This is a genomic window from Pseudomonadota bacterium, assembly GCA_008501635.1.
In the GTDB taxonomy this organism is placed as follows: Bacteria; Pseudomonadota; Gammaproteobacteria; order QQUJ01; family QQUJ01; genus QQUJ01.
Map to the genome: position 1 here is coordinate 62494 of QQUJ01000010.1, position 13626 is coordinate 76119.

Annotated in this window: 13 protein-coding genes and 2 pseudogenes; 10 read left to right on the forward strand and 5 right to left on the reverse strand. The window is 62.1% G+C overall.

Translation table 11 applies throughout. From position 1 onward, the window contains the following. The first annotated feature begins 241 nt into the window (after positions 1-241). The 6 genes and pseudogenes from DWQ09_02720 to DWQ09_02745 all read left to right on the forward strand — a co-directional run bounded on the left by DWQ09_02720 (position 242) and on the right by DWQ09_02745 (position 3654). Positions 242-379: pseudogene (locus DWQ09_02720) on the forward strand (cytochrome C peroxidase). Between the two features lie 9 nt (positions 380-388). Next, complete coding sequence (locus DWQ09_02725) at positions 389-754, forward strand: hypothetical protein (GenBank protein KAA3629191.1); 366 nt, start codon at positions 389-391, stop codon at positions 752-754. Beyond that, a pseudogene (locus DWQ09_02730) lies at positions 751-1473 on the forward strand (hypothetical protein). Before DWQ09_02725 ends, DWQ09_02730 begins: the two are co-directional and overlap by 4 nt. 67 nt (positions 1474-1540) lie before the next feature. Beyond that, positions 1541-2017 (forward strand): hypothetical protein, encoded by a 477-nt coding sequence (locus DWQ09_02735; protein ID KAA3629192.1) that lies wholly within the window; start codon positions 1541-1543, stop codon positions 2015-2017. A 4-nt stretch (positions 2018-2021) separates the two neighbouring features. Further along, positions 2022-2474: a DUF302 domain-containing protein gene (locus tag DWQ09_02740; protein KAA3629193.1), complete on the forward strand. Its 453-nt coding sequence runs from the start codon at positions 2022-2024 to the stop codon at positions 2472-2474. Beyond that, complete coding sequence (locus tag DWQ09_02745; protein KAA3629822.1) at positions 2464-3654, forward strand: YeeE/YedE family protein; 1191 nt, start codon at positions 2464-2466, stop codon at positions 3652-3654. Before DWQ09_02740 ends, DWQ09_02745 begins: the two co-directional genes overlap by 11 nt. A gap of 5 nt (positions 3655-3659) precedes the next feature. Here the strand turns inward: DWQ09_02745 and DWQ09_02750 are convergent, their stop codons facing one another. From DWQ09_02750 to DWQ09_02760, 3 genes are all read right to left on the reverse strand, one after another. Further along, positions 3660-4496: a GGDEF domain-containing protein gene (locus DWQ09_02750; protein KAA3629194.1), complete on the reverse strand. Its 837-nt coding sequence runs from the start codon at positions 4494-4496 to the stop codon at positions 3660-3662. Positions 4497-4575: 79 nt separating this feature from the next. Beyond that, entirely contained in the window at positions 4576-5463 is an 888-nt protein-coding gene (locus DWQ09_02755) for a fructosamine kinase family protein (protein ID KAA3629195.1), read from the reverse strand. Then, positions 5460-6083: a class I SAM-dependent methyltransferase gene (locus DWQ09_02760; GenBank protein KAA3629196.1), complete on the reverse strand. Its 624-nt coding sequence runs from the start codon at positions 6081-6083 to the stop codon at positions 5460-5462. Before DWQ09_02760 ends, DWQ09_02755 begins: the two co-directional genes overlap by 4 nt. A gap of 98 nt (positions 6084-6181) precedes the next feature. Between DWQ09_02760 and DWQ09_02765 the strand changes: the two genes are divergently transcribed. Next, the gene (locus tag DWQ09_02765) at positions 6182-8344 is read left to right on the forward strand and encodes a DNA helicase II (GenBank protein KAA3629197.1); all 2163 of its coding nucleotides are present in this window, start codon (positions 6182-6184) and stop codon (positions 8342-8344) included. Between the two features lie 501 nt (positions 8345-8845). After that, a complete protein-coding gene (locus tag DWQ09_02770; GenBank protein KAA3629198.1) occupies positions 8846-9130 on the forward strand; it encodes a GIY-YIG nuclease family protein in 285 nt (94 codons plus the stop codon). Between the two features lie 729 nt (positions 9131-9859). Here DWQ09_02770 and DWQ09_02775 read toward each other — a convergent pair. Both DWQ09_02775 and DWQ09_02780 read right to left on the reverse strand, forming a co-directional pair. Beyond that, entirely contained in the window at positions 9860-10612 is a 753-nt protein-coding gene (locus DWQ09_02775; protein ID KAA3629199.1) for a sulfite exporter TauE/SafE family protein, read from the reverse strand. Positions 10613-10744: 132 nt separating this feature from the next. Further along, entirely contained in the window at positions 10745-12013 is a 1269-nt protein-coding gene (locus DWQ09_02780; GenBank protein KAA3629200.1) for a nitronate monooxygenase, read from the reverse strand. A 148-nt stretch (positions 12014-12161) separates the two neighbouring features. On the opposite strand from DWQ09_02780, the gene DWQ09_02785 reads away from it, so the two are divergent. Then, the gene (locus DWQ09_02785) at positions 12162-12590 is read left to right on the forward strand and encodes a PilZ domain-containing protein (protein ID KAA3629201.1); all 429 of its coding nucleotides are present in this window, start codon (positions 12162-12164) and stop codon (positions 12588-12590) included. A gap of 43 nt (positions 12591-12633) precedes the next feature. Continuing rightward, positions 12634-13557 (forward strand): oxygen-dependent coproporphyrinogen oxidase, encoded by a 924-nt coding sequence (locus DWQ09_02790; GenBank protein KAA3629202.1) that lies wholly within the window; start codon positions 12634-12636, stop codon positions 13555-13557. Positions 13558-13626: the final 69 nt, after the last annotated feature.

A 13626-nucleotide genomic window follows, 5' to 3' on the forward strand; every position in this document is an offset into this window, starting at 1 on the left:
CCTTGTGCGGCGAAAAACCCCTGTCGTGCTTATTGATCAGGGACCAGGCCGGACCGGCACTTCGGTGCCGACCCTTGTTAAATCAGGAGGAACCACCATGAAAAACCCCCGTGCCCGTAAACTGCTGATCGCCGGCGCCGCCGCCCTCGCCATGGGCGCCGCATTGCCGATGGCCGCGCAGGCCAATCCCTGTGCCGGGAAGAGCCCCTGTGGCGCACAGGCGATGACCCACACCTGCGGCGCCAAGAATCCGTGTGCCGCCGCCAATCCTTGCGTGGCCAATCCGTGTGCAGCGAAGAAAGTGATGCACACCTGCGGTGCCAAGAACCCGTGTGGGGCGGCCAATCCGTGTGCCGCCGCGAATCCCTGCAAGGCGCAGTAACTTGAGATGATCCCGGGGCGCGCCAGTGTTCGCCTGCGGGGGCCAGGAGGGCCGATAGCCCTTCTGGCACTGCTGGGTGCGGGTGCCGCTTTCGGCCAAGCGCTACCAGAGCTTATTACCATTCCCGCGGGCCCCTTCGACACCGTTCCGGTCGGCCGTTACCCGCGGGGCGCCAGTCCCTTCGGGCTGTCGGGTGTGGCAGGACAGGTCTACGAATGGACCGCCATGCCGGCGGGCCCGGGGCGGGCGCTGGTCAAGGGCGGTTCGTGGGACGATCGCGGCTGCGGGGTGTGCCGCCCGGCAGCCGGACACGGCCGGCCGGTCGCCTTGAAGCACGTCCTGATCGGCTTTCGCCTGGTGCGCGAGGAGTGAGTGAGATGCCGTCGGTCGACTATCGGGAACCTGGTTGGAACACGCTCTCCACCGAGCGCCTGCAACGCATGGCGCACGCCGCGGAGGAGATCGAGGAGTGTTACCGGGTATTGAAGCGAGGTGGCATCAACATCGTCGGCGAGATCCTCAAGGGTGCGGGCACCTTCTACGAGATGGAGCACTACCCGGCCGACGACGTCTACGACAACGCGACGCATGCTCAGTACTACTACCATGCGCACCGCCACGAGGCTGGCGAGCACGGCCACTTCCACACCTTCGTGCGCGCCAAAGGGCTGCCCGAGGGGATGCAACCGGCGTCCGATGCCGGCGACGGGGAGCGCCCGTTGGGTGACGCGGCGATCGCCCATCTGATCGCCATCGCCATGGATGACTACGGCTATCCCTTGCAGCTGTTCGCGGTCAATCGCTGGGTCACGGGCGAGACCTGGTACAGCGCTGCGGATGCCATTGCCCTGTTGGATCGTTTCGTTATCGATCACGCGTTCCCCTCGTGGCCGGTCAATCGCTGGATCGGTGCCATGATCCAGCTCTTCCACCCGCAGATCGCGGCCTTGCTCGAACAACGTGACCGCGTCGTCGCCGATTGGCGGGAGCGCCACCCGGAGCGCGATGTCTACGAAGACCGCGATCTGGAGGTGACCGGCAGTTTGCCGATCGACGTACCCCGGCAAATGCGTCGCATACGCGAATCGCTGGCGGTGCGCCATCCATCGGTGCAGGCGCCAAATCCCAATACGCTCGTGCACAGCAAGGAGGTCGGAGATGAAATCCATTGACTATTCAAGGGCCGTGGTGACCACACTGCTGATCGTCGCCGCGTTGGGGGGTGGCCAGATTGCTGCGGCTGCCGGAGGGCAGGTGATCGAGTTCACCCAGACCGGGTGTCAGTTCATTGAGAGCGAGGGCGGGAAGGAACTCGGCTACCGCACCACCCGCGCCGCGGATTGCGAGGCCATCAACGAGCGCACCGCCGAGCAGCGCCTGCAGCAGGCGCAGCCGTTGCGCCTGAAACCGGGCAAGTACACCTTCCGTGTCGCCAATCGCGACGTGCCCTATCAGTTGGGATTCTGGTTGCGCGCCGCGAGCCTCATCGACCGGGTGCGTCTGCCCAGTGTTTCGGGCGGCGGGCTGGTCACCGGCAAGAGCCGGGACTACGAGATCGAACTCAAACCGGGCGAGTACGTCTACTCCTGCCCGCTCAACCCGACGCCGGACTACCGGTTGATCGTCGAGGGCTGAAGCGATGCACACCGGATTGTGGGTCGGACTGCTGCTGGCGATGACAGGCGGCGTCCTGGCGGCATCCCCGAGCATGGAGACCCTGACATCGCGTCATGATTTCGCGACGCTGGAGCAGCGCCTGGTCACGGCGATCGCCGATCAGGGTATGGGCCTGGTCGCCCAGGCCAGCGCCAGCCGGGGGGCTGCCTCACGCGGCGTGACCATCCCCGGCAACGCGGTGTTGATGGTCTTTCGCAACGATTACGCGCTGCGCATGCTGGCGGCCAGCGTATCCGCGGGCTTCGAAGCCCCGTTGCGCTTTTACCTGACCGAGAATCCTGACGGCACGGCCACACTGCGCTACCGACGCCCGAGCGCGGTGTTCGCCCCATATGCACATTCCGACCTCGACGCCATGGCCGCAGAACTCGATCCCATCTTTGCGCGTATCGCCCGCTATGCCGTTGGCGAGTGATGCCGGATCGCTGGCTCGGACTCCCGGTGCGGCGCCCCGCACCCAGTGGTGGGGATTGGGCATCGCCGCCCTTGCCGCGCACGGTCTGTTCGCCCAGGCCATCTCCGGCGGCGGACGCCTGGCGCTGCTGTTGACGATTGGCCTGCTGCTCGGATTCACGCTCTATCACGCCGCCTTTGGTTTTACCGGCGCCTACCACCGCCTGTTTACCCAGCGCGACACGCGCGGCGTCGAGGCGCAACTGGTGATGGTGGCCGCGGCATCGTTGCTGTTCGCACCCCTGCTGGCACAGGGCGAACTGTTCGGCCAGGCGCTCGGCGGCGCGGTGGCGCCCGTCGGGTGGCAGGTGGCTGTCGGTGCCTTGCTCTTTGGTGTCGGGATGCAACTGGGCGGCGGCTGTGGTTCGGGAACCCTGTTTGCTGTCGGTGGCGGAGGCGCGCGGCAGATCGTCACCCTGGCGGCGTTTATCGCCGGGTCGTTCTGGGCGAGTCTGCACATGGGCTGGTGGCAGCAGTTGCCGGGCTGGGGTGTCATCGCGCTGGGCCAGGCCTGGGGATGGCCGCGGGCGGTTGCGTTTCAACTGAGTGTACTCGGGGTGTGCTGGTGGCTGTTGCGGCGTTGGAGGCGAGTCCCCCCGGGTGCTGATGCACCGCCGAGTTCCAGGCATCGCTGGCTCCGCGGCCCCTGGCCGCTGCTGGCGGGTGCACTGGTCCTGGCAGCGCTTAATGCGGTCACCCTGGTGGTGGCCGGTCATCCCTGGACCATCACCTGGGCATTCAGTCTGTGGGGCGCGAAACTGGCGGCCCTCGCCGGCTGGGATCCCAGCGCCAGCGTCTTCTGGAGCGGCGGGTTCCCCGCCTACGCTCTGGGGCGCGGCGTGCTGGAGGATGTTACCTCGGTGATGGATCTGGGGATCATGGTCGGCGCACTGGCCGCGGCGGCGCTCGCCGGCCGCTTCGCCCGGGGACAGACGGTGACACCGGCGCGGGTATGGGCAGCGGCGCTGCTCGGTGGATTGCTGATGGGTTACGGCGCACGCATCGCGTTTGGCTGCAATATCGGTGCGTTCTTCTCCGGGGTGGCGTCCACCAGTCTGCACGGCTGGCTGTGGATCGCCGCCGCGCTGGTGGGGAACTGGTTGGGAGTCAGGCTCAGACCGGGGTTCGGTTTAGGCCGCTGAGCGGGTCAAACCTGCTCCAGCACCGCCATCTGGGGCAGCCATTTGCTGCCGTCCTGGCGCCAGTAGAAGCGCCGGATCTTGTCGCGCTCCTGGGTTTGGACGCACTTGGTCTCGATATGGGCGCAGCCCTGGCACTGGAAGCCGGTGATGCGCGTGTTGTTGCCGTAGCGGTGTTTGGCGCAGTAGCAACGCAGATCGGCGACCTTGAACAGGTAGCGTTGCAGGCGCGAGACCATGGTCTCGATGACGTCGGCGCGGTTGTAGCTCTCGCCATGGATTGTATCTATGCGCCCGTTCTCCAGATCGATGTCGGCCATCAGCTCCTCGACGCCCTCTTCATTGGAAACGGCAACCCCGCACGATGCGGTCAGTGTGATCGGCGGGTCGAAGGGTGTCTGGCGAATGGCGCGCAGCACCTTTTTGCCCACTACCTCGGCGCGCGCGGCGTCGGTGTTGGGCAGGATGATGCAGAATTCGTCGCCGCCCCAGCGGATCGGGACGTCGTACTCGCGCAGCACCGAGCCTATCTGTTTGGAGACACGCGCCAGGAGGGCATCGCCGCGATCGTGCCCGAGGCGGTCGTTGACCTGTTTGAATTCGTCGAGATCCAGCACCAGCAGTGCGGTGGGTGTGCCTTCGCGCAGCCCGCGCCCCAGTTCCACATGAAAGCTGGCAGCGCCGGCGCGACGATTGATCATGCCGGATAGTTCGTCGCGGGTGGAGTTGCGCAGCGCCATTTCCAGCGATTGATCGAGGCGCCGCGCCAGGCGTCGCGCCTCGTCACGCTCGCGCGTCAGGCGGACCACCTCCATGCTCAGGCGCTGTAGTTCGATATCCGACATGCGCTCCTCGTTTTATTATTCTGAGATCAACAAGACTGGTACAGATTATCAGAAACTTCTGTTAACGCCTTCGCGTTTTCTACCTTAGTTCCGCTGTCAGCCGCTCGATCAGGGTCTCAGCCTGTCGCTGGTAGCCGCCGCCAAACAGATTGAGGTGATTGAGAACGTGGTAAAGGTTGTAGAGCTGTTTGCGCACCGAGTAGCCTGAATCCAACGGCCAGCTCGATTTGTAAGCCGCATAGAAGGTGGGTGGGAAACCGCCGAACAGCTCGGTCATGGCGAGATCGGTCTCGCGGTCACCGAAATAGACCGCTGGATCGAACAGCACGGGCTCGCCGCCTGCGGTCGTCGCCCAGTTGCCACCCCACAGATCGCCGTGCAGCAGCGACGGTTGGGGGGCGTAGTCTGCAAACAGGCCAGGCACCAACTCCTTGAGCCGGTTGCCGCGGTCAATCAGGCGTGCGCCCGACCCGTTTCTGGCCGCCAGCCGCAGTTGATAGCCAAGACGATGCTCGCGCCAGAAGTCGATCCAGTCGGTGGAGGGCGTGTTGATCTGCGGCGTGCTGCCGATGGTGTTGTCGCGCTGCCAGCCGAAGCAATCACTGCTCGAGCGGTGCAATGCCGCCAGTTGGTGGCCCAGGCGTTCGGCGCTGCCCCGGCCATTGCCGTCCAGCTGCAGGAATTCCATCGCCAGAAAGGCGTGATCGCCGGAGGTGCCCGCGCAGATGGGGGCGGGGACACGTACCGTCTGCGTTGCTGCCAACTCCGCCAATCCGGCCAGCTCGGCCTCGAACATGGCGAGCCGCTGCGCGCGGTTTATCTTGACGAAAAAGCGCCGTTCACCGGCATCGACGGCGTAGGCGCTATTGATGCACCCGCCGCCGATGCTGCGCGGGTTCGCCAGCGTGCAGGGATGCCCGGTGGCAGCGCCAATCGCTGTGGCGACGTCCTCTACCCAGTCACTCATTCAGCATCCGGCTGATACTGGAAGCGGCAAAAGACGAAGTTCTGTGCCGACTCCCAAGGGGTGCGATGGGCAACATGGCGGCTCTCCTTGAGCGCGTAGTGCTCGCCCAGCAGCGCCGCCAGCGAATGGGGGCTGTAACGCACCACGGGCAGCCCGCTGCACTGGTCGGGTCCGTCGAGGGCAAAGGCGCCGATGATGACCTGCCCGCCGGGGGCTACAGCCTCTTTCAATACGCTGCGATAGCGGGCGCGGTCATCGGCGTCGGTGAGAAAATGCAAAACGGCGCGATCGTGCCAGAGGCGGTAGCGTTGGGGTGGTGCGAAAGCGGTGACATCGGCGTCGATCCAGGTGACCCGGTCAGCTTTGGATCCCAGTCGCTCCCCGGCCAGGCGCAGCGCGGCCGCGGATAGATCGAGCACCGTCACCGCCTCCCAGCCCGAAGCGAGCAGATGATCCACCAGGTTGGAGGCGCCGCCGCCGACATCGATGATCGCCTCAGCGGGACGAATCCCGCTGTGCTCGATCATCGACCACGAGGGTTGCGGGTGGGTCTGATACCAACTGACCTGCTCGGGCGTGCGTTCGTTGTAGACCTGATCCCAATGCTCTTTGCGCTGCATGGTGATTTCCCTCCATAAAGTCCCCAGCGTCATTGTAGGCGTTCTCCCGGGCCGTGTTTATGGCCGGAACGCAGTGGCGCTTCTGTTAGAATTCGCCCATGGATGTTTCCCCTCTTCTCGACCCTCTCAACGATGCCCAACGCGAAGCGGTCACCACCCCTACCGGCCAGACACTGGTGCTGGCAGGCGCCGGCAGCGGCAAGACCCGGGTATTGATCCACCGCTTGGCCTGGCTCATCCAGGTCGAGCATGTCTCGCCCCACGGGATTCTCGCGGTCACCTTTACCAACAAGGCCGCCGGCGAGATGCGTGCCCGCGCCGAGGGGCTGCTCGGGATTCCGGTGCGCGGCCTGTGGATCGGCACCTTCCACAGCCTCGCCCATCGCCTGCTGCGCGCCCATTATAAAGAGGCGAAGCTGCCCGAGAGTTTTCAGATTCTCGATTCCGACGATCAGTACCGGCTGATCCGAAGAGTGTTGAAGAACCTCAACGTGGATGAGGCCCATTGGAAACCGAAACGCCTGCAGTGGTATATCAACGCCAAAAAAGACGAGGGGCTGCGTCCCGAGCACATCGACCCTGGGCACGATGCGGTAGAGAAGCAGTTGGTGCGCCTGTATCAGGCCTACGAAGAGGCGTGTCAGCGCGCCGGTCTGGTCGACTTCGCCGAACTGCTGCTGCGCGCCCATGAGCTGTGGCTGCACAATCCCGCTCTGTTGGCGCACTACCAGGAACGGTTCCGCCACGTGCTGGTCGACGAGTTCCAGGACACCAACACCATCCAGTACGCCTGGCTGCGCCTGTTGGGCGGCGAACAGGGCAACCTCTTCGTGGTGGGTGACGATGATCAATCCATCTACGGTTGGCGCGGCGCCAACATCGCCAACATCCAGCGCTTCCACCACGACTATCCCCGGACGCGCATGGTGCGCCTGGAACAGAACTATCGCTCAACCGCCACCATACTCGCCGCCGCCAACGCCATGATCGCCAGCAACAGCGGGCGGCTGGGCAAGAACCTCTGGACCGAAGACGAGGAAGGCGATCCGATCCGCCGCTACCGCGCGTTGAGCGAGTTGGAGGAGGCGCAGTACGTCATCGACACCATGGCCGCGGCGCGCGATCGCGGCGAGGCGCTGTCGGGCATGGCGGTGCTCTATCGCTCCAACGCGCAATCCCGGGTCTTTGAAGAGGCGCTGCTGCGCGCGGGGATGCCGTATCGCGTCTATGGCGGACCGCGCTTCTTCGAGCGCATGGAGATCAAGGATGCCCTTGGGTATCTGCGCCTGGTGGCCTATCGTGACGATGACACTTCCTTCGAGCGGGTGGTGAACACGCCGACGCGTGGCGTCGGTCAACGCACCGTCGAGGTGCTGCGCGAGCAGGCGCGTAAACAGAATGTCTCATTGTGGCAGGCGGCGCAGACGGTATGCCAACAGGGGACGCTGGCGGCGCGGGCGCGCAATGCGGTGCAGGCGTTTCTCGATCTCATCGACGAACTCGCAGCGGCCACTGCCGAGTTTGACCTGGCCGAGCGCGTCAATCATGTGATTCACGCCAGCGGACTGCTGGAACACTATCGGATGGAGAAGGGCGAAAAGGCCGAGGCGCGGGTGGAGAACCTGGAAGAGCTGGTCACCGCTGCGCGCCAGTTCGTCCCCGACGAAGCGGTGGAGATGGGTGAGCTCGAAGGCTTTCTCGCGCATGCTGCGCTGGAGTCGGGCGAGGCGCAGGGCGAGGCGTGGGAGGACTGTGTTCAATTGATGACGCTGCATTCGGCGAAGGGGTTGGAGTTCAACACGGTCTTTTTGTGCGGGCTGGAGGAGGGGCTGTTTCCCCACGAGCGCTCGCTGGAGGAGAGCGACTCATTGGAAGAGGAGCGCCGGCTCTGTTATGTCGGCATGACGCGCGCCAAAAAGCGCCTCTTTCTCTGTCACGCCGAGACGCGACGCATGCGCGGCCTGGAACGTTACTCGCGGCCGTCGCGTTTCATTCAGGAGATTCCCACCGAATTGATCGAAGAGGTCAGGATGCAGCAGGCGGCACCCTTCCTGTCGCAATCCTCGGTCGTGCACGAGTTCTTCAACGCGCCGCCGGATGGGTATCGACTGGGGCAGCGGGTACGGCATACGAAATTTGGCGAGGGGATCGTGCTCAATCATGAAGGCGCCGGGAGCAATGCGCGGTTGCAGGTGAACTTTGAGGAGGTGGGGGCGAAGTGGTTGGTGGTGGCGTATGCCAAGTTGGAGGCGTTGAATTAGAGGTTTGATCGTTATGAATTAGGGCCCGCTTCGGCGGGCCTTTTTTGTGGGGCTGTGCCACGGTGTATTGAATCGGGGAGTCTGCCCCCGAACCCCCTTTTCGTCATGCCGGCGAAAGCCGGCATCCAGCGTCTTGTGCGGCTTTACCGCGTTTTATTGAAAGCGGGGATTCCGTCCCCGCGGCCGGGTGACTTTCTTGTGACGACAAGAAAGTCACCAAAGAAGCGTTCCCAACGGCCGCGCCCCTCTGGCGAGGGGTTCCCTGCGTTGCTCGGTCTGTGAGGGGTTTCATCGACAGCACCTCCTGTGCTGGCGATGAAAGCTCGCCATCCCTGGCTTCGCTCCTGCGGGCCTGATCCTCACAGCCCTCCGCTACTCGGCGCTGCCGACGGGGGGCAAGTCAAAGACGAAACTCGCGGCAATTGATGCCATCTTCCTCTACTGCTTATTTTTCCGTTGAGGTGTTGTAGGGTGCAATCATAATGAACGACTATTGTTCGTATGAAAGGCATATACAAAATCACCTACCCGAACGGCAAGATCTATGTCGGCAAAGATCTTACTGACAGTATCAACTACTTTGGCAGTGTTAGTAGTGAGTTGATCGCAAATGATTTCACTCCTGCCCAACGAAGAGATTTTGTAATCCGCAAGGAGATCTTGTGGGAGTCAGCAACGGCGTCAAATGCGGAAGTAAATCAAAAAGAGATTGAGTTCGTACATAAGCTGCAATCAAACGATCCGGTCATTGGATACAATCAGTGGCCAAAATTTACGAGTAAGTAGAATGCGTATTACCCGTACTACGGTTTTCGTGTGCAACTCTTCGTTTGATTGGTGTCGTAGGGCGCAACAACCGAAGGGCATTGCGCCCTATGAATTGAAGCTCATAGCACTGTGGTAGTCGGTGCCGCCTTCGAGGGGGTAACCACCCATTTCCCCTCCAGCGCAGCTGAGCACCGGAGCAAACAGCGGAATAGAGCGAGCGCATGTCTGAGCGATCCTGAATGGATCGCGAGTTCGCGAGCGCCGTTGTTTGTGGAGGCGCGTAGGATACCCACCGGAGGTGGGCTGCGATGTAGGGTGTCATTTCTTTTGACTACTTTTCTTTGGACAAGCAAAGAAAAGTAGTCCGAGTTCGGGGGCGGACTCCCCGATTCAAATTACCGTGGCGCAGCCACACAAGACTTCAGCCCGCGTGAGGCGCAATCGCATTGCGCCGCATGTCGGTGTCGAAGTTAACCCCTCACAGACTGAGCAACGCAGGGAACCGGCAAAGCCGGCGCGGGCGTTGGGCGCACTTTCTTTCGTCTCTTTCTTTGGGCGAGCAAAGAATAGGGACCTGCGCTGCGGGCGCGGAACCCCGCCCTAAATAAAACGTGGCGTAGCCACTCAAGATATGAACAAGATTGTAGTTTGAAGTGAGCGTAGGGTTAGCGGAGCTCACGCGGATCTCGCTGCGTCCCAGTTATAAGGCTGCGTCCAAGTTGCTGGTTGACCGGGTATCGCACACCATCAAGCCACAAAGAACACCACCGTCATGACCGTTCCGGTGGCTATCACGACAGTGCGTACGACCACGACGGGGAGTCGCCGTGCAATACGTGCTGCCACGTACCCGCCGATGATCGCTGAGATCATCATAACGGTGGCTTCCAGCCAAACGATGGCACCACCATAAGCGTAGAGACAGACTGCGATCGTGGTGAGCACCGCTGAAGCCAGATTTTTCAGACCATTCATTGCGTTGAGATTTTGATGACCGAGCAGGCTGAAGGCTGCAAGCAACACTATGCCAAGACCGCCGTTGAAGTAGCCGCCGTAAATGCTGACAGCGAACAGGCTGAGTGTCTGGGTGATCGCGTTTGCCTCGTCTTCGCGATCCATCATACGCAGCAATCGGGGTCCAATGGCGAACAAGAGGGTTGCCACCAGTAGTAGCCACGGGACAATCGCCCGGAACGTGGCGTCGGGTGTAACGAGAAGCAGCATCGCGCCGATCGCGCCACCGCTCATGCTCGATACAATGAGCGTGCGCAGCGAAAGCGACTTGCGCGCCTGGAGGTCTTCGCGAAATCCCCAGGTGCTGGCGATGTAGCCGGGGAGCAGCGCAAGAGTGCCGGTAGCATTTGCAGCTACAGCGGGTACACCCGCATAGACCAGCGCGGGAAACGTGAAGAAACTTCCGCCGCCAGCGACCGCATTCAGACCTCCGCCGAGAAATGAGGCCCCCAGGAGCAGGCACCAAACAAATAGTGGATCAGACACGATTCGATAAGCCGCTCAGCGTTATTTTTACGCTACGGGGAAGGGAAACGATGCTGCTTTGCGCAAGGACGCATTGGGTTTGGGGGAACAGCGAACGTTTCCAGCTCAAACTTGCCAGGACGCAGCTCCGTGTCACTTGTCGCTTGACAACTCCGGCAACATCACCTTGTGATCCTTACTGAACTGATAATCCCGAAAGATATGCTCCGCATCCAACAACTGATACGACCCATCCGCTAGCCGATGCGTCGTCTCTTTCAACTTGTAGGTGTAATGCCCGCACGTCCAACAGGCGAAATTGCGCATGTGGGTACAGAGACAGGTCTTGTCGGGCACCACCAGCTCCTTGCTCTTGACGCCCGGATTCTTCTCGATGGCGCGATTGTAAGCTTCGATGTAGGCGCAGTTGCCTTTGCTGTCGAGCAGGTAGCCGTAGGCCTCGCAGCCGGGGCGGATGCCGGAGCCGATGGCGGGGCAGGAGCTGATCATGCGCATCGGGTAACCGGTGGGCGAGAGGGTGTTGACCTCGATGTCTTCCTCGTTGGCTTTGAAATATTCCTGTTGCACCTTCGCCGGCAGGCCGCACTCCCTGGCGACGGTGAAGCGGGTGGCGACCTGAACGGCGGCGGCGCCCATCTCCATGTACGCCGTCGCATCGGTTCCTGTGAAGATGCCGCCTGCCGGTATGACCGGGATGTTCAACTCCTTCTCTTTGAGGAACGCCATCACCTCCACGGTGATGGTGTGCAGGTCGTATTTGAACCAGTCGTCGACGCCGAAGCCGAGATGTCCTCCCGCCAGGGGACCCTCGACGATGATGTAATCGGGTAGGCGATTGAGTGCGCTGTTCTTGCGCAGAAAGAGGTTCAGCGCGCGCGCGGAGGAGACGATGATGCCCAACTGGCAGTCGTGAAAGCGCGGATGATCGGCGATCAATCCGAACGAGCCGAGGTGCAGTCCGGCGCTCAGGGTGATGCCGTCGATACCCGCGTTCATCGCCGCCTCGAGCCGCACTCTGAGGGTTTCGCGCGGATTGTTCATGGAGAGTTTCTCCATGCAGTTGACGAAGATGAGTCCCTCGCCCTGCTTGGCCTCCATGGCCTTGTTGACGTGCAGGCGTGTCGCTTCGGCGAGTTCGCCGAGATCGAAATGGATGTTGGTCTTGTCGCGATTGTCGACGTTGAGTTTGTACTTTTCGAGCTTGTCTTTGACGAAGCGGGTCTTGTAACGCCTGTCGGAGACGGTGGGCACCATGGCGTCGGAGATGTGGCCGATGCCCCCGAGGCGGGCGGCGACCAAGGCCAGGTCCACGGTGGAGATGTCCACGCCCATTCCACCGATCATGATCGGTACGCATTCCCGGCCGCCCAGTTGCAGGCGGAAATCGTCGACACACTTCATTGCAACTCCAGCATCAGGGTTGGGAATACACCGATTCTCACTAGCAGTAAGCGTCTAGTTTACCTGCATCGGGGTGACGCGTATTCCCCGGTATGATCAATGGTATGCGTGGGATGTCACGCTCTATGGCCCGATAGTGCTTGCAGGCATGATACCCAAACAGATGGGTATCCGCCGTATCGTACCGCCCCTGGGAGGAATGGGTTATGCTTGGAACGGCACCAGACCAACCACGGATCGGCCGACTACTGAGGTGGGGGACGGCATGAATCGCGACGAACGCAACTACGATGAGAAACGCGATTTCTACCGCATGGCGGTAGATTGCCCGATCAGCTTTCGGGTGACCGGCAGTCAGCAGGACGGGCACGGCATCTGCCGCAACCTGAGCGCCAGCGGCGTGCTGATGGAGCTTCAGGAGTCCCTGGAGATTGGCACCGGGCTGAACATCCGCATCGAACCGCAGAGCAGCATCACTGGCGCACTCGCGGCGCTGGCCCAGGTGTCCCGCTGCGATCCGGCACCCGACGGATCAGGGTTCACCGTTGCCGCGACGATCCTCGAAATCACGAGTTAGGGTGCGTTGACAGACCCCGGGCACATTCTTGTGGACCTCGTGCATGGGTGACTCCACTTACATTGATGCCGTCGTTGGCTATTTTCGCGATCTTCAGGAGCGTATCTGCGCCGCTTTTCAGCACGAAGACGGCGCGGGTCAGTTTCGCGAAGACAAGTGGGAGCGCGATGAGGGTGGTGGCGGCCGTAGCCGTGTACTGAGCGAGGGCGCGGTATTCGAACAGGTGGGGGTCAACTTCTCCGACGTGCTCGGGCCGCGCCTCCCGCCCGCCGCTTCGGAGCGGCGTCCCGATCTGGTGAGGAGCGGTTTTCGCGCGACCGGCATCTCCCTGGTGGCGCATCCGCACAACCCCTATGTGCCGACTTCGCACATGAACCTGCGCTTCTTTCTTGCCGAGCGTGAGGGGTGCGAACCGTTATGGTGGTTCGGCGGCGGTTTCGACCTGACGCCCTACTACGGCTTCGAAGAGGATGCCGTGCACTGGCATCGCACGGCACAGGCCGCCTGCACGCCGTTCGGCGCCAAGGTCTACCCGCGTTTCAAGCAGTGGTGTGACGAGTATTTCTTCATCGAACACCGCAACGAACCGCGTGGACTGGGTGGGCTTTTCTTCGACGATCTCAACGAATGGGGTTTCGCCCGCACCTTCCAATTCGTGCGCCAGGTGGGTGAGCACTACCTGAAGGCCTATCTGCCCATCGTAGCACGCCGCAAGGCGACCGTGTACGGTGACCGTGAACGCGATTTTCAGCTCTACCGGCGGGGACGCTATGTGGAGTTCAACCTGGTCTATGATCGTGGCACGACCTTTGGACTGCAATCGGGCGGACGCACCGAATCGATCCTGATGTCACTGCCGCCCCTGGTGAAATGGCGCTACGACTGGCATCCCGAACCGGGCACCCCCGAATCGGCGCTCTACTCGGTCTACCTCAAACCACGTGATTGGCTCGGTGAACAGGCTTAGGTTCTAATCAACTGGTCTCGCGCAAAGCCGTCAAGACGCCAAGGGCGCAAAGAAACCGAACGCCTTGAC